Origin of the sequence: Methylovirgula ligni (assembly GCF_004135935.1) — a bacterium.
GTDB classification, from domain to species: Bacteria; Pseudomonadota; Alphaproteobacteria; order Rhizobiales; family Beijerinckiaceae; genus Methylovirgula; species Methylovirgula ligni.
In genome coordinates, this window is sequence record NZ_CP025086.1 from 2,140,338 (window position 1) to 2,158,809 (window position 18,472).

At 62.3% G+C, this 18,472-nt stretch carries 16 protein-coding genes and 1 tRNA gene; 14 read left to right on the forward strand and 3 right to left on the reverse strand.

The window, feature by feature from the left end:
* Window positions 1-183 precede the first annotated feature (183 nt).
* Window positions 184-2,316 carry a sodium-translocating pyrophosphatase gene (locus CWB41_RS10315; protein WP_115836798.1) on the forward strand — a complete coding sequence of 711 codons (2,133 nt, stop codon included), beginning with the start codon at window positions 184-186 and terminating at the stop codon, window positions 2,314-2,316.
* An 86-nt stretch (window positions 2,317-2,402) separates the two neighbouring features.
* Here the strand turns inward: CWB41_RS10315 and CWB41_RS10320 are convergent, their stop codons facing one another.
* Entirely contained in the window at window positions 2,403-2,903 is a 501-nt protein-coding gene (locus tag CWB41_RS10320) for an outer membrane protein assembly factor BamE (protein WP_115836797.1), read from the reverse strand.
* 233 nt (window positions 2,904-3,136) lie between these two features.
* Here CWB41_RS10320 and CWB41_RS10325 point away from each other — a divergent pair, with 233 nt between their 5' ends.
* The 10 genes from CWB41_RS10325 (at window position 3,137) to CWB41_RS10370 (ending at window position 11,315) form a co-directional block, all read left to right on the forward strand.
* Window positions 3,137-3,667, forward strand: a complete 531-nt coding sequence (locus tag CWB41_RS10325; protein ID WP_115836796.1) for a ubiquinol-cytochrome C chaperone family protein — start codon at window positions 3,137-3,139, stop codon at window positions 3,665-3,667.
* A gap of 115 nt (window positions 3,668-3,782) precedes the next feature.
* Window positions 3,783-4,340, forward strand: a complete 558-nt coding sequence (locus CWB41_RS10330) for a YceD family protein (RefSeq protein ID WP_115836795.1) — start codon at window positions 3,783-3,785, stop codon at window positions 4,338-4,340.
* A gap of 82 nt (window positions 4,341-4,422) precedes the next feature.
* A complete protein-coding gene (plsX, locus tag CWB41_RS10335) occupies window positions 4,423-5,493 on the forward strand; it encodes a phosphate acyltransferase PlsX (protein ID WP_115836794.1) in 1,071 nt (356 codons plus the stop codon).
* A gap of 213 nt (window positions 5,494-5,706) precedes the next feature.
* Window positions 5,707-6,699, forward strand: a complete 993-nt coding sequence (locus tag CWB41_RS10340) for a beta-ketoacyl-ACP synthase III (protein WP_115836793.1) — start codon at window positions 5,707-5,709, stop codon at window positions 6,697-6,699.
* 310 nt (window positions 6,700-7,009) lie between these two features.
* On the forward strand, window positions 7,010-7,402 hold the full coding sequence (locus tag CWB41_RS10345) for an integration host factor subunit alpha (RefSeq protein ID WP_115836792.1): 393 nt from the start codon (window positions 7,010-7,012) through the stop codon (window positions 7,400-7,402).
* Window positions 7,403-7,603: 201 nt separating this feature from the next.
* Window positions 7,604-8,152, forward strand: coding sequence for a MerR family transcriptional regulator (locus tag CWB41_RS10350; RefSeq protein WP_115836791.1), 549 nt, complete (start codon window positions 7,604-7,606; stop codon window positions 8,150-8,152).
* Window positions 8,153-8,259: 107 nt separating this feature from the next.
* A tRNA-Pro gene (locus CWB41_RS10355) sits at window positions 8,260-8,337 on the forward strand.
* A 295-nt stretch (window positions 8,338-8,632) separates the two neighbouring features.
* Window positions 8,633-9,529, forward strand: coding sequence for a glycosyltransferase (locus tag CWB41_RS10360; RefSeq protein WP_115836790.1), 897 nt, complete (start codon window positions 8,633-8,635; stop codon window positions 9,527-9,529).
* A complete protein-coding gene (locus CWB41_RS10365; protein WP_115836789.1) occupies window positions 9,526-10,182 on the forward strand; it encodes an acetyltransferase in 657 nt (218 codons plus the stop codon). The genes CWB41_RS10360 and CWB41_RS10365 overlap by 4 nt, the downstream gene beginning before the upstream one ends.
* Entirely contained in the window at window positions 10,179-11,315 is a 1,137-nt protein-coding gene (locus CWB41_RS10370; protein WP_115836788.1) for a DegT/DnrJ/EryC1/StrS family aminotransferase, read from the forward strand. Before CWB41_RS10365 ends, CWB41_RS10370 begins: the two co-directional genes overlap by 4 nt.
* Before the next feature lie 20 nt (window positions 11,316-11,335).
* On the opposite strand, the gene CWB41_RS10375 is transcribed toward CWB41_RS10370, so the two are convergent.
* The gene (locus tag CWB41_RS10375) at window positions 11,336-11,530 is read right to left on the reverse strand and encodes a hypothetical protein (protein WP_115836787.1); all 195 of its coding nucleotides are present in this window, start codon (window positions 11,528-11,530) and stop codon (window positions 11,336-11,338) included.
* 225 nt (window positions 11,531-11,755) lie between these two features.
* Between CWB41_RS10375 and thrS the strand changes: the two genes are divergently transcribed.
* The 3 genes from thrS to CWB41_RS10390 all read left to right on the forward strand — a co-directional run bounded on the left by thrS (window position 11,756) and on the right by CWB41_RS10390 (window position 15,525).
* Window positions 11,756-13,693, forward strand: a complete 1,938-nt coding sequence (thrS, locus tag CWB41_RS10380) for a threonine--tRNA ligase (protein ID WP_115836786.1) — start codon at window positions 11,756-11,758, stop codon at window positions 13,691-13,693.
* A gap of 212 nt (window positions 13,694-13,905) precedes the next feature.
* On the forward strand, window positions 13,906-14,664 hold the full coding sequence (locus tag CWB41_RS10385; protein ID WP_245411290.1) for a glycoside hydrolase family 25 protein: 759 nt from the start codon (window positions 13,906-13,908) through the stop codon (window positions 14,662-14,664).
* Window positions 14,665-14,787: 123 nt separating this feature from the next.
* Window positions 14,788-15,525 carry a DODA-type extradiol aromatic ring-opening family dioxygenase gene (locus CWB41_RS10390; protein WP_245441029.1) on the forward strand — a complete coding sequence of 246 codons (738 nt, stop codon included), beginning with the start codon at window positions 14,788-14,790 and terminating at the stop codon, window positions 15,523-15,525.
* Window positions 15,526-15,622: 97 nt separating this feature from the next.
* Here CWB41_RS10390 and CWB41_RS10395 read toward each other — a convergent pair whose 3' ends face one another.
* Window positions 15,623-18,421, reverse strand: a complete 2,799-nt coding sequence (locus tag CWB41_RS10395) for an Rne/Rng family ribonuclease (RefSeq protein ID WP_115836784.1) — start codon at window positions 18,419-18,421, stop codon at window positions 15,623-15,625.
* Between the last annotated feature and the right edge of the window lie 51 nt (window positions 18,422-18,472).

An 18,472-nucleotide genomic window follows, 5' to 3' on the forward strand; every position in this document is an offset into this window, starting at 1 on the left:
TGCACTAGATCGCGCTTTCGATCATGCTGCCGCGCACGGGCGGCGTGCCGACCGTTGAAGGGGGCGATTGGAAATTGGCGGCCGTCCCGCGGCCTTGCCTTTTTGACTTGTTCCCGATCACACGCGCGAGAAACAAGCCGGGTAAAAATCCGGCAGCGCATTCGTAATGAAGGGCGGAAATCGATGCTTGCAATTTGGATTATTATCGCCGCGGGGGTCTTGGCCGTCGCCTATGGAATTTGGACCGCGACGGAGCTTTTGAAAGCGGACGCCGGCTCACCGCGGATGCAAGAAATCGCGGCAGCGATCGCGGAAGGCGCGCAAGCCTATCTCAAGCGCCAATATACGACCATCGCCATCGTCGGCGTCGTGATCTTCATCGTTCTTGGCCTTCTGCTCTCCTGGACGGTTGCCATCGGCTTCCTGATCGGCGCGGTCCTCTCCGGCGCGGCAGGTTTCATCGGCATGAACGTCTCGGTGCGCGCCAATGTCCGCACCGCGCAGGCCGCCTCGAAATCGCTCGGCGCCGGCCTCGACATTTCGTTCAAGGCGGGCGCTGTCACCGGCATGCTGGTTGCCGGTCTCGCGCTGCTCGGCGTGTCGGTCTATTTCTGGGTTCTGACGGGCCCGCTCAAGCTTGCGCCGAATGACCGCGAGGTTGTCGATGCGCTCGTCGCGCTCGGCTTCGGCGCTTCGCTCATCTCGATCTTCGCCCGTCTCGGCGGCGGCATCTTCACCAAGGGCGCCGATGTCGGCGCCGATCTCGTCGGCAAGGTCGAGGCCGGCATTCCGGAAGACGATCCGCGCAATCCTGCGACGATCGCCGACAATGTCGGCGACAATGTTGGCGATTGCGCCGGCATGGCCGCCGATCTCTTTGAGACCTATGTCGTGACGGTCGTCGCGACCATGGTGCTGGCGGCGATTTTCTTCGCCGGCGAAGTCACGCTGACGCGGACGATGCTCTACCCGCTCGCGATCTGCGCGGCGTGTATCGTGACCTCGATCGCCGGCACGTTCTTCGTCAAGCTCGGCGAGACCAATTCGATCATGGGCGCGTTGTACAAAGGCCTCATCGCCACAGGCGTTCTATCTATTGTCGGCCTCGCGGTCGCGACCCAGTTCTCAGTCGGCTGGGGCGAGATCGGCGTCGTTGAGGGCCATACGATCACCGGGCTGCATCTCTTCCTCTCCGGTCTGTTGGGCCTCGCCGTGACGGGGCTCATCGTCGTTATCACCGAATATTACACCGGCACCGGAAAACGGCCGGTGATCTCCATCGCGCAGGCGTCGGTGACGGGCCACGGCACCAATGTCATTCAAGGGTTGGCGGTTTCGCTTGAGGCGACGGCGCTGCCGGCGCTGGTGATCGTCGGCGGCATTATCTTCGCCTCGCAGCTCGCGGGCCTGTTCGGCATCGCCATCGCGGTGACGACCATGATCGGCCTTGCCGGCATGATCGTCGCGCTCGATGCTTTCGGTCCGGTGACCGACAATGCCGGCGGCATCGCAGAAATGGCGGGCCTGCCGAAAGAGGTGCGCCATTCGACGGACGCGCTCGACGCGGTCGGCAATACGACCAAGGCCGTCACCAAGGGTTACGCGATCGGCTCGGCCGGCCTCGGCGCTCTGGTGCTTTTTGCCGCCTACACCAACGACATCAAGCATTTCACCGAGAGCGGCGTGGCCTACTTCAAGGATGTCGGGACGGTCAATTTCGACCTTTCCAACCCCTATGTCGTGGCCGGGCTGATCTTCGGCGGCATCATCCCCTATCTCTTTGGCGGCATCGCCATGACAGCGGTGGGCCGCGCGGCGGGCGCGGTGGTCGAGGAAGTGCGCCGGCAGTTCCGCGAGAAGCCCGGCATCATGGCCGGCACCGACCGGCCCGACTACGGCCGCGCCGTCGATATGTTGACCAAGGCGGCGATCAAGGAAATGATCGTGCCGTCGCTGCTGCCGGTGCTGGCGCCGCTCGTCGTCTATTTCGGCGTGCTGTTCATCTCCGGCTCGAAGGCATCGGCTTTCGCGGCGCTCGGCGCCTCGCTGCTTGGCGTCATTGTCAACGGCCTGTTCGTGGCCATCGCCATGACCTCGGGCGGCGGCGCCTGGGACAATGCCAAGAAGAGCTTCGAGGACGGCTTCGTCGACAAGAACGGCGTCACGTGGGTCAAGGGTTCGGAGGCGCACAAGGCTGCAGTCACCGGCGACACGGTCGGCGATCCTTACAAGGATACCGCGGGACCGGCGGTAAACCCGGCGATCAAGATCACCAATATCGTCGCGCTGCTGCTGCTCGCCGTTCTGGCGCATTGACGGGCGCATCGCGCCGTCAGCGACACGCAAACCTCTCCCGCACGCGGGAGAGGGGATTTTTGAACATCGAGGGAAGCGCGCGCGGTCTACTGGAAGTTCAGCAGATTCTTGAACATGCCTGTCAGGATCGCAGAATCGGCGCCGCCGGTCGGGGTCGTGCGGGTGACGAAATCGAAGACCTTGCCGTCCTTCAAGCCGTAATCGGCGAGCCGCGTGACCTTCTTGTCTTTGTCGAAATAGACAGCCAGAACGTGCTGGCTGGTGATCTTCGGGTCCATGAAGGCGTATTGGCGCTCGGTTTTCTGGGTAATGTAATACCAGGCGCTGCCGCCGACTGTCGAAGTCGTCGAAGGGGTGCCGAGCACGACCAGAACCTGCTCCGCCGAAGAGCCGATCTTGACCTGGGCGAGCAGGCTGGGGTCGAGCTGATAGCCGTGAACGACGTCGCCATCGTAGCCAAGGCAGCCGGACAATGTGGTGGCAAGACCGAGACAGAGGCCGAGACGGAATATGTGACCGATTGCCTTCACGCGGCGCTTGCGCGCGGCCGTCCGTCCCTGCACTTCGGCCGCACTTTGCAAAATCATTCGTTGAAACTCCGGGGCCTCAGATCGCGTATAACGCGACCGACTTCTAATATCTTGGAGTGGGGATTTTCGCGAAAAACCAATACTCACTTTTCGCACCCGCTCCTGTTGCCAAATGCGCGTTGCTTGGCAATTCTTCATTATGCCGGGCTTGGTGCTGCCTATCCCCCGCAACAGCGGAAATCAAGGCCGCGGCTCGCCCCGCCCAAGTCGCGACATGAGTCTTTAAAGTCATGATTTTTGGACTTTTCCGGGGCAGAGGCAATACCCGTATCATCGAGCGGCTGCACGGCGAGATCATCGCCGCCGCGCGCGACCCGGTTTTGTTCACGGCTTACGGCATCGCCGACAATCTTGACGGACGTTTCGAATCGATCGCCCTGCATGCCATCCTGCTGCTACGGCGGCTGAAGCACTTGCCGCCGCCCGGGCCGGAGATTGCGCAGGATCTCGCCGACGCGATTTTCCGCCATTTCGATCTCGGCTTGCGGGAGGCGGGCGTCAGCGACGTCGCCGTACCGCGGCGCATGCGCGATCTGGCCGAGGCTTTTTTCGGCCGCGCCAGCACCTACAATGCGGCGCTCGACCAGAGCGGTCCGGCAGGGCAGGCGGCGCTCGCCGCGGCACTGTCGCGCAATGTCTTCGGCGGCGCGGCCGATGGCGCCCGGCTGGCGGCTTTTGTCAGGGATCGCGAGGCCGGCCTTGCGCAAATGTCGCTCGCAGAAATTCTCGAAGGCCCTATATTCCGCGCAAAGGCTGCCTAGCGCGCTTTCGGGATCGGAGGGAATTCCTCCGCCAAGAAATCGCCAACTGAAGATAGAATGTGTTTCGGCCGCGAAAGTTATCAACTTTCCGGAACACGCCGGAAGAGGTGCTGCGATGAGTAAAGAACACCCCGACGTACCGCAGAAGATCTTTTCGCATCCCGTTCGAGTCGATGAAATCCCGGAGCAGGGAATCGACGTCAGCCTCAGCGCCGACGCGCCGACGCGGGAGGCGCTCGCCAAGGCCGACCGGCTCGTCGGCATCGCCGCGCTCGATGCGGATTTCCATGTCGCGCGGCAGGGGCTTTCGCAGTTCAATGTCACGGGAACGGTGCAGGCGAAGATCACCCAAATCTGTGTGCTGACCCTCGAGCCGTTCGATAGCGATGTCGTCGAGGAAGTCGATGTCGATTTCGCCGAACCCTCCGAGGCAGAGCGTGCCGCGGCGGAGGCCGATGCCCTGTCGGGAACCGCCCATCCGGCCGACCGCGATCCGCCCGATCCGATCGAGGATGGCGCGATCGACCTCGGCGCGCTGGCGGCCGAATTCCTCGCGCTGGGTCTTGATCCTTATCCGCGCAAGCCCGGCGCCGAATTCGCTGCCGTCGCCGATCCGCACGACGTTGCGGAACGGCCCTTCGACGTGCTCAAGAAGCTGACCGGCCAGTCGTGATCCGGCCGCGCTTGCGGCGTGGCGCGCTTTGGCTTAGCGGATCAGGCCGCAGCCGGCGCCACGGCCGGACTGAGGAGCGTTTATGACCAAATCGGTGCGGATCGCGATCGACGCCATGGGGGGCGATCACGGCCCAGAGGTGATTTTGCCGGGCGCCGCGCTCGCGCTCGCCCAGCACGCCGATCTCGAATTCATCTTTTTTGGCGATGAAGCACGGATCAAGCCGCTGCTCGCGGCCAATCCGCGCCTCGCGGCTGTATCGAGTTTCCGGCACACGGATGTTGAAATCCGCATGGACGACAAGCCGAGCCAGGCGTTGCGCAACGGCCGGCGTACCTCCTCCATGTGGCAGGCGCTCGAAGCGGTCAAAAAAGATGAGGCCGATGCGGCTTTTTCCGCCGGCAACACCGGCGCGCTGATGGCGATGGCGAAAGTCTGCCTGCACATGATTCCGGCCATTGACCGGCCGGCTATCGCGGTTTTGTGGCCGACGCTGCGCGGCGAGTCGATCGTGCTTGACGTTGGGGCCTCGATCGGCGCCGACGCGCAGCATCTTGTCGATCTGGCGATCATGGGGTCCGCGATGGCCCGCATCGTCCTTTCATTGGCGCGGCCGACGGTCGGCCTTCTCAACATCGGCGTCGAGGAAGTGAAGGGCATCGAGGAGGTGAAGGCCGCCTCGCGCATTCTGCGCGAAACGCCCTCAGCAGATTTCGATTATCGCGGCTTCGTCGAGGGCGACGACATCGGCAAGGGGACGGTCGACGTCGTCGTGACCGAGGGCTTCTCCGGCAATATCGCGCTGAAGACCGCCGAGGGGACGGCCAAGCAGATCAGCGCCTATTTGCGCGAGGCGGTGCGTGGCAGCTTTGCCTCGAAGGTTGGCTATTTCTTCGCGCGGCAGGCGTTTCAGGCGCTCGGGGACAAGATGGACCCGCGCCGCGTCAACGGCGGCATTCTGCTCGGCCTTGAAGGCGTCGTCGTCAAAAGCCACGGAGGTTCCGACGCAGTCGGGACGGCGCGCGCGCTGGAAATCGGCTACGAAATGGTCCGCGACCAACTTCTGCGCAAAATCCAGAATTCGCTCTCCGACCGTGGCGAGGCCGATGCGGCGCGCATCGCGGCCTCGGAGGACGATGCCGTGCGCCCGTGAGGCCGCGGCGCGTTCGGACGCGCTCAAGTTCGGGCTTCTGCCGGGACCAAAAATGCTCTAGAGCGTGGGGCGAAAAAAGCGGAGACCGGCCTTTCGCGCACATCCCGGCCCAACCCATCAGGATTGGCCGCATTACCCAGGCTTAGCTCGAACCAACCTCAACGCCGCGCGATCTCGGCCCGCGTCACACCGCTTGGCATTAGGAACATCTCTTTGACCCGATCGCAGAATGCTGTCCTCCGCTCCGTCGTCACCGGCCTTGGGTCGTATTTGCCAAAGCGGATTTTGAGCAACGCCGATCTCGAGAAGATGCTCGACACGAGCGATGCCTGGATCACCCAGCGCACCGGCATCAAGCTGCGCCATATCGCTGCCGAGGACGAACGGACCTCGACGCTGGCGACGTACGCCGCCGAGGCAGCGCTCGCCGACGCCGGCCTCAAGGGCGAGGACATCGATCTGCTGATCGTCGCCACGGCGACGCCGGACTTTACTTTCCCCGCCGTCGCAACGCAGGTGCAGGCCGCGATCGGAATGACGGGTGGTGTTGCCTTCGACCTTCAGGCGGTCTGTTCGGGCTTCGTCTTCGCGCTGACGACGGCGGACAAATATCTGACCTCGGGATCGCACAAGCGGGCCCTCGTCATCGGCGCCGAGACGTTTTCGCGGATTCTCGATTGGCAGGATCGCGGAACCTGCGTGCTTTTCGGCGACGGCGCGGCGGCCGTTGTAGTCGAAGCGCAGCCGGGCGAGGGGACGAGCGCCGACCGCGGGGTTTTGACCGCGCATCTGCGCTCCGACGGCCGGCATCTGTCGAAGCTTTACACCGACGGAGGTCCATCCTCGACGGGAACTGCGGGGCATGTCCGTATGGAAGGCCGTGAAGTCTTTAGGCTAGCCGTAACTATGGTTACTGATGTGGTGGATGCCGCCTTCGCCGCGACCGGCACGACAGCGGAAGAACTCGACTGGTTCGTGCCGCATCAGGCCAATGCCCGTATCATCGACGCCTCTGCGGAAAAGCTCGGAATCGCTCCCCACAAGGTCGTGAAGACAGTCAGCTTTCATGGCAACACATCGGCGGCTTCGGTACCCTTGGCGCTGAGCGCCGCGCGCGACGACGGGCGCATCAAGCGGGGTGACCTTGTCATGGTCGAGGCTATGGGCGGCGGCTTTACCTGGGGCGCGGCACTCATTCGCTGGTAGATACGAGCGTCGGCAAGTAGAGGCCTCCGACGCATTGACAACGTTGTGTCATATCGCATTTCGCGTAAGACTTTCAGTCTATTGCTTTAACGTGCCTTTTGCGTCAGAGTTTGAGCAATAACGGGCACTAGCGCCATGATTGCGGGACGGGGATGCGGGGCCGATCAAATGTCAGAAGGATTTTCTCCTCGGGAGACGGTTCAAATTATGCCGCCGTCGCCCGCAATGACTTGGATCGTTGTTGAATAATCTGACGGGTTATCATTATTGAGAGCAAAATCGTCACGCTCAAAAATCATCGAGTCTGAAAATGGTCAAAAGTGAATTGTCGACAACGATTCCTCAGCCCGAGAATTTCGCAGGAGTTCTCGCGAGCGCCAAAAACGGCGAGGGATCGCAAACGGTGACGCGGGTCAATCTTGCCGAAGTCGTTTATCAGCAGGTCGGCCTCTCGCGAAAGGAATCCGCGGCGCTTGTGGAACAGGTTCTCGACGAAATCACGGAGCGACTGATCACGGGCGAAGCCGTGCGGCTTTCCTCTTTCGGCTCGTTCAGCGTGCGCCATAAAGGCCAGCGCGTCGGACGCAATCCGAAGACCGGTGTTGAAGTGCCGATCAAGGAACGCCGGGTGCTTGTGTTTAAATCCTCGAATCTGCTTAAAGCGCGGATCAATGGCGTTCCCGCCAAGCCAGAATCCGAGTAAAGTGATTCGCATTACAGTGCGTTGAATCCGGCTTGCCTGCGCCGGCAAAGCGATCGCGTCGCCGTCATCGCATGACAGCCGATATTCCATGTGCGACTGCTGGCGGTTCTGAAAATCAGCGCATGCGTCGTATGAACTTGCATGGTTGCGGTGGCCGCGAACGAGCGAGCTTTGCCGGAACGGGAGCAACCGGGTTTGGCGATGGAAAAAACAGCGGACGCTTTTCGAACCATCAGCGAGGTCGCCGAAGACCTCGATCTTCCGCAGCATGTCTTGCGATTTTGGGAAACGCGCTTCACGCAGATCAGGCCGCTGAAGCGTGGCGGCGGCCGACGCTATTACCGGCCTGAGGACGTCGATCTTCTGCGTGCCATCCGACGCCTGCTCTATAGCGAGGGCTATACGATCAAGGGCGTGCAGAAAATCCTCAAGGAGCAGGGCGCGCGGGGTGTCATCATAGCCTGGCGCGGCGACGCCGATCTGGTGCCGATGGACGAACTGCCGGTGGAGGTCAAGCTGGACCTCGCGGCGCGGAGCGAGCCGTCGCGTGAAACTCCGGTTCGGGATGCGGATGAGCCGCACGATTTTGCGTTCGGAGAACTGCACAATGCAGTTGCGGCGTCAGGCTATGGTGGCGAATCCGCTTCGCTCGGACCGGCGGATTACAAAATCCTCGAAGAACTTTTGGCCGAACTGAGCGAATGCGAACGTCTGCTCGATAATGCGCGGCGGCCAGCCAACTCTCGCTAGCGGTTTCATCCTTTTGTTCGCGCGTCGAATTTGTCCAGCGGAGGCGGCCATTTTCCGCGCCAATGCGCGTTGCGGGGGCCATGGCCTTTCTCTATAAGGGCCGCAGTCGGAGTGTAGCGCAGCCCGGTTAGCGCACTTGTCTGGGAGACAAGGGGTCGTGGGTTCGAATCCCGCCACTCCGACCAAGCAAATCACCGGTCCTCGTCCAGAACTATCGCCCGCGGACAAGTCGCTTGGGCTCCCGGTTTCTGTGCTTCGACTGCCGCACAACCGCCGCTCACCTCGACCGGCGGCGTCATCGCCAGCAAATTTCTTACGCCCGCACCCCTTTTGTCCGGCAATCCTTCTGGAATTTAGGGAATTTTTCCACGATTTTTCTTCCCATGATTGGAATTGAAGGACGTTCTTGCGTAACTTAAGTTTGGCAATTATAATTATAATGATGTTATGGCTTTTTTTAGTTACTAAGAGGGCGATTTGGTGGACAGCGTTGAAAGCCGCGTCGTCTATCTGCTGATGTCTTGTAATCAGGAAGCATTCATATCCAAGGCGGTGTTGTCTGCACTGTCGCAAACCTATTCTGATCTTGAAATATTTATAAGTGACGATGCTTCCGAAGATTTAACGTTCGATATCATCGAAGTCGAGGTGGCGAAATATTCGGGGCCACATCCTGTTCGGCTCAATCGCAATTCGGCGCGTTTAGGATCGGTCGAGCATCTCGCCAAAGTTGTAGAGATGATTGGCGATGACGCGTTCATCGTCATGGCCCACGGCGACGACGTGGCGATGCCCAACCGTACGGAAGTTCTGGTGGAGGCGCACCAGCGCACCGGGGCGTCGATGATTTCAAGCCGTGCAATCTGGCTGGGTCTTGATGGCGAAGCGCCGAAGACCGGCAAAACACGTTTCATTTCTCCCGAACGAATCATCCTGCACGGTTGGCGGCCGGAGATGCTTGGCGCAACGCTGGCTTTCGATCCGGCGATTCTCACGTCCTTCCCGAGATTGACCAAGAAGCGGCTGCCCCTCGGCCTTGACCTTCTTTTGCCGTTGCGGGCGGCCGCGATGGACGGTCTTTACTTCGTCGCGGAGGACCTTCTCTATTATCGCATTCACCGCAACAATATGAGCAATGCCTTCCGCGACAAGCTGCAAAGCAAGCTTGCCTCGGAAGAGCGCTATCTCACATACGAGATTCCGGTTGGTGATGCGCAGGAAAACGATCTGTTTTTTCTCGCGCGCCGTAAATTCGTGAGTCCGCGCCACTGGATTTTGGCGTTTGGGATGAAACTGAAACAGCGAATTCAGCGTTCCGCGCTGGAAAAGCGGCGCAGCCAGTTGCGCCGGCAGAAAATGGTCAGTCCCTCGCAATGATTCCCACCGCTCCGGACGCCAGGGAGCTTTCCAAACCAGTGCTGGTGTTCGGTGCGGGGGGCCTTGCGGCCGATGTCGTGGACATCGTGGCGCGTGCCTGGAATCTTCCCGTCGCGGGATTCGTCGTGAACCGCGAACCGCCGCAAGAAACGCGGGCGCCGGACGCGCCTCCCATCTTTCTCTGGAGCGAGATTCGCCCGCGCGCCGATGAATTTTTATCTGTCAACGCGATGGGGAGGCCGACGCGCCGCGCCTTTATCGAGGAAGCGGAGAAGGCAGGTTTTGTATTTCGCACCCTGATCGATCCTTCCGCGCAGATCTTTCCGAGCGCTTTAGTCGAGCCGGGATGTGTCATCGGCGCGGGCTGTATCGTCGCGGCGGGCGCCTGCATCCGCAGACATGTCTTTCTCAATCGTGGTGTGTTGATCGGTCATCACACCCGTGTAGAGCCTTTCACCAGTATTCAAGCGGGCGCACGCGTGGGCGGTCACGGCCTCATCGAGGAAGAGAGCGAAATCGGGATCGGCGCAACAATTATCGACCGAATCAATATCGGCGCCCGGTCATTTGTTGCCGCGGGTTCAGTCGTCGTCCGTGATTCCGCTCCGGATTCCAAATTGCTCGGCAACCCCGCCCGCGAGCGCTCGAAATGACGCGCGCCGGCGTTATATTGCCGACCTTGCGTCCGCGGCTGCCAGGCGCAGATGCCATCGGGCCTTTTTTGCGGGAGATAGACCGGCGCCGCTGGTACAGCAATTTCGGTCCTTTGAACGAGAGGTTTGAGCAGGAGCTTGCCGGGCATTTTGAGGCGCCTCCCGGGAGCGTCGTCACAGTCTCAAGCGCTACGGCTGGTCTGTCACTCGCGTTGCGCGCTGCGAGCGCCGAGACGGGCGGCCTGTGTATGATGCCGGCGTGGACTTTCGTCGCCACGCCGGTTGCGGCGGTCAATGCGGGCCTTCAGCCGTATTTTCTGGACGTTGATCCGCAGTCCTGGCAGTTGACGGTCGATAGTGTTCATCGTGCGCTCGGAAAAGTCCGGCAGCGTATCTCGGCCGTTGTCGTTGTCGCGCCGTTCGGCGCACCGGTCGAGACGGCCGCGTGGGCGGAATTTTACAAACAAACGGGAATTCCGGTCATCATCGATGCCGCCGCGGGGTTCGATACCGCGCGCTCGCATCCGGAGATCGTCTCCGTGATCAGCCTTCATGCCACGAAGGTACTTGGGGTCGGCGAGGGCGGCTTCATCCTTTGCGGGAACAAGGAGCGTGCCGAGCAGCTTCGGCGGATGAGCAATTTTGGTCTCGATGCCGCCCGTCGCAGCATCTACCCGGGCGCAAACGCGAAATTGAGTGAATATGCCGCTGCGGTCGGGCTCGCGGCATTTCGCCGATGGCCTCAGACCCGCGCGGCGTTTCTGCGGAAGGCAGCCTTATACCGCAGCGAACTGATCAAATCGGAGGAAGACGGCGATATTTTCCTTCGTAACGACAGACATGCATCGGCGACTTTCAACGTCGTCTTGAGACGTCACAAAGCCGGCGAGCTCATCGCCCGGATGAGCGAAGGCGGCATGGAAGCGCGCAGGTGGTGGTCCGAAGGCTGCCATCGGCACCCGGCTTTTGCTGATAGCAAGCGAGACGACCTATCGGTGACCGATCGTCTCGTGGAAACTGTCGTCGCGTTGCCATTCTGGGTCGACATGAGGCGTGCGCAAATGTCCGCCGTCGCCACGCGTCTGCGCGATTATTTGCGTCTTCGCCCGGAGGAAGCGTTGGAGTTGGGCTGACGAAGCTCCTTCGCCCAGGCTCAGCGTTTCTTCGGCTGAGGCTTATGGTCGTGGGGCGAGCCGATCTCGGTTTCGGGCTGGGTGAGGGACGGCGGATCGCTCGCCGGGAAGGAGTCTTCAAGTGCTTCGTCGAGCGCCGCATCGGCGGCGGATTTGGCCGACTTTTTGGCGTCGGAGCCGGACTTCGCAGCCTGATCTTTCTTGCTTACGGTCATCGCTATCCTCCATTGATGCCCCAACGCGCGGGCGCCCCAAAAGTCCCCGGTGTTCCCGCGTGGCGCATCATCGCATTTGAAATCATGCGCTTTGGCTCCGCGTCGACCGGTTGACGCCACGCCAAACCATGCTATGGCACGGCCTTCACTGGCTGTACCTCCCGTCTGAGGGCGGCCCTTATGCTTACGCCGATTGGTTTCGGCGAGTGAGCGGAAGGAAAGACGATGATTTCCCTGACATTTCCCGATGGCGCCGCGCGCCAGTTTCCGGCCGGCATCCGCGGCAGCGAGATCGCCAAGGGCATTTCGCCCTCGCTCGCCAAGCGCACCGTCGCGATGGCACTCGACGGCAAGCTCACCGATCTTGCCGACCCGATCGAGCATGACGCGAAGATCGAATTCATCGACCGCGAGGACCCGCGCGCGCTGGAATTGATCCGCCACGATGCCGCGCATGTGCTGGCCGAGGCGGTGCAGTCGCTCTATCCCGGCACGCAGGTGACGATCGGCCCGGTGATCGAGAACGGCTTCTATTACGATTTCTTCCGCAACGCGCCGTTCACGCCGGAGGATTTCCCCGCCATCGAAAAGAAGATGGCGGAGATCATCGCGCGGGACAAACCCTTCACCAAGGAAATCTGGTCGCGCGATCAGGCGAAAGACTGGTTCGAGGAGCACGGCGAGGCGTTCAAGGTCGAACTCGTCGATGCGATCCCGGCGGATCAGGATCTGAAAATCTACAAGCAGGGCGAGTGGCTCGATCTCTGCCGCGGCCCGCACATGACTTCGACCGGCAAGATCGGCAATGCGTTCAAGCTGATGAAGGTCGCCGGCGCCTATTGGCGCGGCGATTCCAACAAGCCGATGCTCCAGCGCATCTATGCGACGGCTTTCGCCAAACAGGCCGAACTCGATGCTTACTTGAAGCAGATCGAGGAGGCGGAGAAACGCGACCATCGCCGTCTTGGCCGCGAGATGGACCTGTTCCACTTCCAGGAGGAAGGGCCTGGCACGGTCTTCTGGCATCCGAAAGGCTGGACTCTGTTCCAGACGCTGATCTCCTACATGCGGCGGCGCCAGCAGGCGGCGGGCTATGTCGAAGTGAACACGCCGCAGGTGCTCGACCGGGCGCTGTGGGAAACCTCCGGCCATTGGCAGACCTATCGCGAGAACATGTTCACGACGATGACCGAGGACGAGCGCGTCTTCGCGTTGAAGCCGATGAACTGTCCCGGCCATATCCAGATCTTCAAGAACGGTCTCAAGTCGTATCGCGACCTGCCGTTGAAGATTGCCGAATTCGGCCTGGTGCATCGCTACGAGCCGTCTGGCGCGATCCACGGCATCATGCGCGTGCGCGCCTTCACGCAGGACGATGCGCATATCTTCTGCACCGAGGATCAGATCATGGAAGAGGCGTTGAAGATCAACGACCTCATCCTGACGATCTACGAGGACTTCGGTTTCAAGGACGTCGTCGTCAAGCTTTCGACGCGGCCGGAAAAGCGCGTCGGCTCGGACGAGGCGTGGGACAAGGCCGAGGCCGCCTTACAGCAGGTGCTGGACGTGCTCACCGCGCAGGGGTTGAAGACCGCCGTAAGCCCGGGCGAGGGCGCGTTCTACGGGCCGAAGCTCGAATATACGCTGCGCGATGCGATCGGTCGCGAATGGCAATGCGGTACGACGCAGGTCGATTTCAATCTGCCCGGCCGTTTTGGCGCGTTCTATATCGGCGCCGACAGCGAGAAGAAGACGCCGGTGATGATCCACCGCGCCAGCTTCGGCTCGCTCGAGCGTTTTACCGGTATCCTGATCGAGCATTATGCCGGCCATCTGCCGTTGTGGCTTTCGCCGGTGCAGATCGTCGTCGCGACGATCACGCAGGATGCCGACGATTACGCTTATGACGTCGTGACCGCGGCGCGGAAGCTGGGGCTGCGGGCTGAATACGACCTGCGCAACGAGAAGATCACCTACAAGGTGCGCGAGCACTCGCTCGCCAAAATCCCGGTGCTGCTCGTTGTCGGCAAGCGCGAGGCGCAGGAGCGCACCGTCTCTGTGCGCCGGCTCGGCTCGGCCGATCAGGTGAGCCTCAAGCTTGATGAGGCGCTTGCGGCCCTTTCCGGCGAGGCGACGCCGCCGGATTTGCGCAGTAACGGCTAAGCTCAAGGTTGAAATTATCCGGTTCTTAACCTTGGCTTGCCTTTTCCTTGCCGCAAGATCGCGCGACAAAGGACGCCAGAGGGGCAAAGCCCGGAGCACCGCGTCGGGCCTTGCAGCGTGTTAACGGCTCGTTACCTGGCATCGGATAAAGCGATCTGATGATCCGAAGTGCTATGCCGATGGGTGGAGCTCCGGCGTCCCGCCGGCGGGGGGTGGCAGGCTCAGGCCTGCCGATCCTCGGTGCCGCCTTGTGCCTTTGCGCCAGTCTTCTGCTGGCGGGCTGCTCCGGCGCGGTGCCGGACACCGAGGTCTATCCCACAGCCGCCGATTTCGAGATCCACGGCATCGATGTGTCGCGATATCAGGGCGACATCGACTGGAATTCGGTGCGCGCGTCCGGCGTGCGCTTCGCCTGGATCAAGGCGACGGAAGGCGGCGACCGCGTCGACGAGAAATTCGACGCGAACTGGGTAGCGGCCAAAGCCGCCGGCGTCCCGCGCGGCGCTTATCATTTCGCCTATTGGTGTCGCTCGGGCGAGGAGCAGGCGGCCTGGTTCCTCCAGCATGTCCCGAACGACCCGCAGGCGTTGCCGCCGGTCCTCGACGTCGAGTGGAATCCCGTTTCGCACACGTGCCCGCGACGCATCCCGCGCGACGAGGCGCTGGCGACGATGAAGACCATTCTCGATGCCATGCAGCATGCCTATGGCAAGAAGCCGATCATCTACACGTCGGTCGATTTCTATCGCGACGTTCTGGCGGACGGCTCCTTCTCCGACTATGCGATGTGGGTGCGTAGCGTGAAGACCTATCCCGACGTCAAATATGCCGGGCGGCATTGGAACTTCTGGCAGCACACCGCCCAGGGCCATGTGCCCGGCATCCGGGGCTATGTCGACCGCAACGCCTTTTACGGCTCGTCGCATGATTGGCATCAGTGGCTCGTCGCCGAGGCGATCGAGGAGAACTGATCGCGGCGGCTTTGCGCTGTCGCGCGCCGCTCCCATATTGAGCCGATGACACTCTCTTCCACGTCTTCATCCGCTCCCTGGCCCGCTTTATTCGTTCCGCATGGCGGCGGCCCGTGCTTCTTCATGGACGATCCGCAGCGACTGTGGACGAAGATGGGCGCCTTCCTGCGCGACATTCCCGCGACGCTCGGCCGGCGGCCGAAGGCGATTCTCGTCATCTCCGCCCATTGGCTTGAAGCTACGCCGACCGTTCACGCCGGCGCGCACCCCGGTCTTCTGTTCGATTATTATAATTTTCCCGCGGAGACGTACCGGCTGACATGGCCCGCGCCGGGCGCACCGGCGCTTGCCGCGCGTGTCGGCGAACTTCTCGACGCGGCCGGCTTTCAGCCGGCGAGCGAAACCGAGCGCGGCTGGGACCACGGCGTCTTCGTGCCCTTCAAGATGATCTGGCCCGATGCCGACGTGCCGGTCGTGCAACTCTCGTTGCAGAAGAATCTCGATCCGGCGACGCATCTGGCGATCGGCCGCGCGCTCGCGCCGCTGCGGCACGAGGACGTGCTGATCGTCGGCAGCGGCATGAGCTATCACAATCTGCGGAATTTCTTCTCGGGCCGCGGCAATGAAGAGGCCGCGGCATTCGATACCTGGCTCGACGAGACCCTGAGCGCTCCCGCCGCCGAGCGCACGCGCCGATTGATTGCTTGGGAAGCGGCGCCGGGCGCCATCGCCAGCCATCCGGAGGCCGAGCACCTGTTGCCGCTGCATGTCGTGGCCGGGGCCGCCGGCGAGGAGGCCGCGCGGCGCACGTTTCACGACAATATTCTCGGCAAGGCGATCTCCGCCTTCCAGTTCGGCTAGCCCGTGATTGCGGAAAAAGCGAAGCCATCCAGGTTTCGTTTCTGGATTGCTTCGCCGTTTTGGTTCGCCGCGATGCCGGTTGAGCCGCGCGCCTTAACTAGTTGCCAAGGCTCGCTTTTGCACGCCGCCACCAGCCGGTCCGTTTCGGCCGGTCGGGGTCGGTGGATTCGGGTTCTGACTCGGGTTCCGATTTGGGCTCGAGAGGTTGGGCCGCATGGACCGACACCGGGACGGTGCTCGGCTCTGCATGAGCGAAGGAGGGTGCGGTGGGCGCAATCGGCTCAGGGTGATGCGCGACCGGCTCCGGCGCTTCTTCCGCGCGCGACGCAGGCTCGCGCGGTTCTTCGCTGAAAATATCCGCCTTTTCCTCAGCCTCGAACACTTCGGCAGCAGACGCGGCATTCTCTGAGTGGTCGGCGTTGGCCTCTGGCCGCTCGCCGCCGCCACGGCCTTTGCGCCGCGGGCGCCGGCGCCGCGGACGGTCCTCGCGCGGTGGCAGGACATCGTGTTCGGCGGTTTCGCCTTCAACGTCCTCGCCTTCGCTCTCGCCCTCGACCGGCTCGGCTTGTACGGCCCCGCCGAATCCGGCGACATAACCCAGGGCGTCATCCGACGGCTGCGGCGCATTCGCTTGAATGCCCGAGGCTTCACGATCGCCGTTACGGCCACCGCGGCGGCGCCGGCGGCGCCGCTTGCGGCGTGCGCCGCCTTCTTCGTCATTGCCGGGCGCACCGTCCTGCGCCTCGGTCTGATCGGCGGTGTCTTCCTCGCCCTCCGGTTCCTCGATCTCGGCTTCGGCTTCGATCTCCGGTGCTTCGAGTGCCGGCACGGGCAGCGCCGATGGCAGCTCTGGCACGCCGACAGCCGGTTCGCCGCGCTCCATCGCGTGGTAGGCCATGCCCGTCAGCGTATCGTCGGCGGCGATGGTGATCGCGACGCCGAAGCGGCGTTCGAGATCGCGCAGATTGGCGCGCTTCTGGTTGAGGATGTAGAGCGCCACCTCGGTACGGGTGCGCACCGTGATGTTATGCGAGGCGCTTTTGATCAGCGCATCTTCCAGCAGGCGCAGCACATGCAGCGCGATCGAGGAGGTCGAGCGGACCGTGCCGACGCCGGCACAATGCGCGCAGATGACCGTCGAGCCTTCGAGCACGCCGGTGCGGATGCGCTGGCGCGACATTTCGAGCAGGCCGAAATGCGAGATGCGGCCGATCTGGATGCGCGCGCGATCGTTCTTCAGCGCCTCTTTCATCCGCCGCTCGACGGAGCGATTGTTACGGCTCTCCTCCATGTCTATGAAATCGACGACGATGAGGCCCGCGAGGTCGCGCAGGCGAAGCTGCCGGGCGATTTCGTCGGCGGCTTCGAGATTGGTGCGGAGCGCCGTGTCCTCGATATCGTGCTCGCGCGTGGAGCGCCCGGAGTTCACGTCGATGGCGACGAGCGCCTCAGTCTGGTTGATGACAAGATAGCCGCCGGACTTCAGCGTCACGTGATTGGTGAACATCGCGTCGAGCTGTGCCTCGACGCCGGACTTGGCGAACACCGGCTGCGGGTCGCGATAGAGGTGGACGTTCTTGGCGTGGCTCGGCATGAGCAGGCGCATGAACTCCTTCGCCTCGCGATAGCCGTTCTCGCCCGCGACGGTCACCTCGTCGATGTCCTTGTTGTAGAGATCGCGGATAGAACGCTTGATGAGTGAGCCTTCCTCGTAAACAAGTGTCGGCGCGCTCGACTTCAGCGTCATCTCGCGCACCTGTTCCCACATGCGCAGGAGATATTCAAAGTCGCGCTTGACCTCCGCCTTGGTGCGCGAAGCGCCGGCGGTGCGCAGGATCACGCCCATGCCTTCCGGCACTTCGAGGTCCTGGGCGATCGTCTTCAGCCGCTGACGGTCGCCGGAATCGGTGATCTTGCGGGAGATGCCGCCGCCGCGCGCCGTATTCGGCATCAGCACGGAATAGCGGCCTGCGAGAGACAGATAGGTCGTCAGCGCGGCGCCCTTGTTGCCCCGCTCCTCCTTCACGACCTGAACGAGCAGAACCTGACGGCGCTTGATGACTTCTTGAATCTTGTACTGACGGCGCGAGCGGTGGACCCGCACCGGCATTTCTTCCATCGCGTCGCCGCCGAGCTGCTCGACGTGTTCCTCGTCTTCTTCCTCGTCGTCCTCTTCGGATTCGGCCGGGGCAGGGAGGCCGCGTCCGCGCGCCTCGGCCTCGTCTTCGACCGTCCGCTCCGCGATGGGCGCGGAATCATCGACGATGGCAAAGCCGGCTGGATCGGCGGCGAGCACATGCGGCGCGGGTTCCTCGGCTTCGGCCGATATCGATATGGCCGGGGCTTCGTCCGAAGCTGCCGCCGGCGCATGGAGCGCCTCGGACTCCGCAGAAGCCGCCTCGATCTCGATGACGACCGCCGCCTCGAAACCTTCAGCGTGGCCTTCGCCCGACTCGGCGGTTTCCGCGCCTTCCGTCAGCGCCTCGGCAGTCTCTTCGATCTCGGCGGGCGCCTTGTCGGTGAGCCTTTCGTCGTCGCCACGGCGCTTTTCGGCGCGCTGATGGCGGCGGCTGCGCCGCGGACGATGATTTTCTTCCTCCTCGCGATGGGCATGGGCATCCTCTTCGAGAAGCTCCTGCCGGTCGGAGACGGGAATTTGATAATAATCCGGGTGGATTTCGGAAAAGGCGAGAAAACCGTGCCGGTTGCCGCCGTAATCGACAAAGGCCGCCTGCAGCGACGGTTCTACACGGGTGACTTTGGCCAGATAGATATTGCCGCGAAGCTGTTTCTTATCGGCCGATTCGAAGTCAAATTCCTCGACACGGTTGCCGCGAGTGACAACAACCCGGGTCTCCTCGGGGTGCGAGGCATCGATGAGCATTTTGTTGGGCATGTGGAACTCGTAAGGGCGTGACACTCAGCGCGCCGCTGCCGCCAAAAGCTC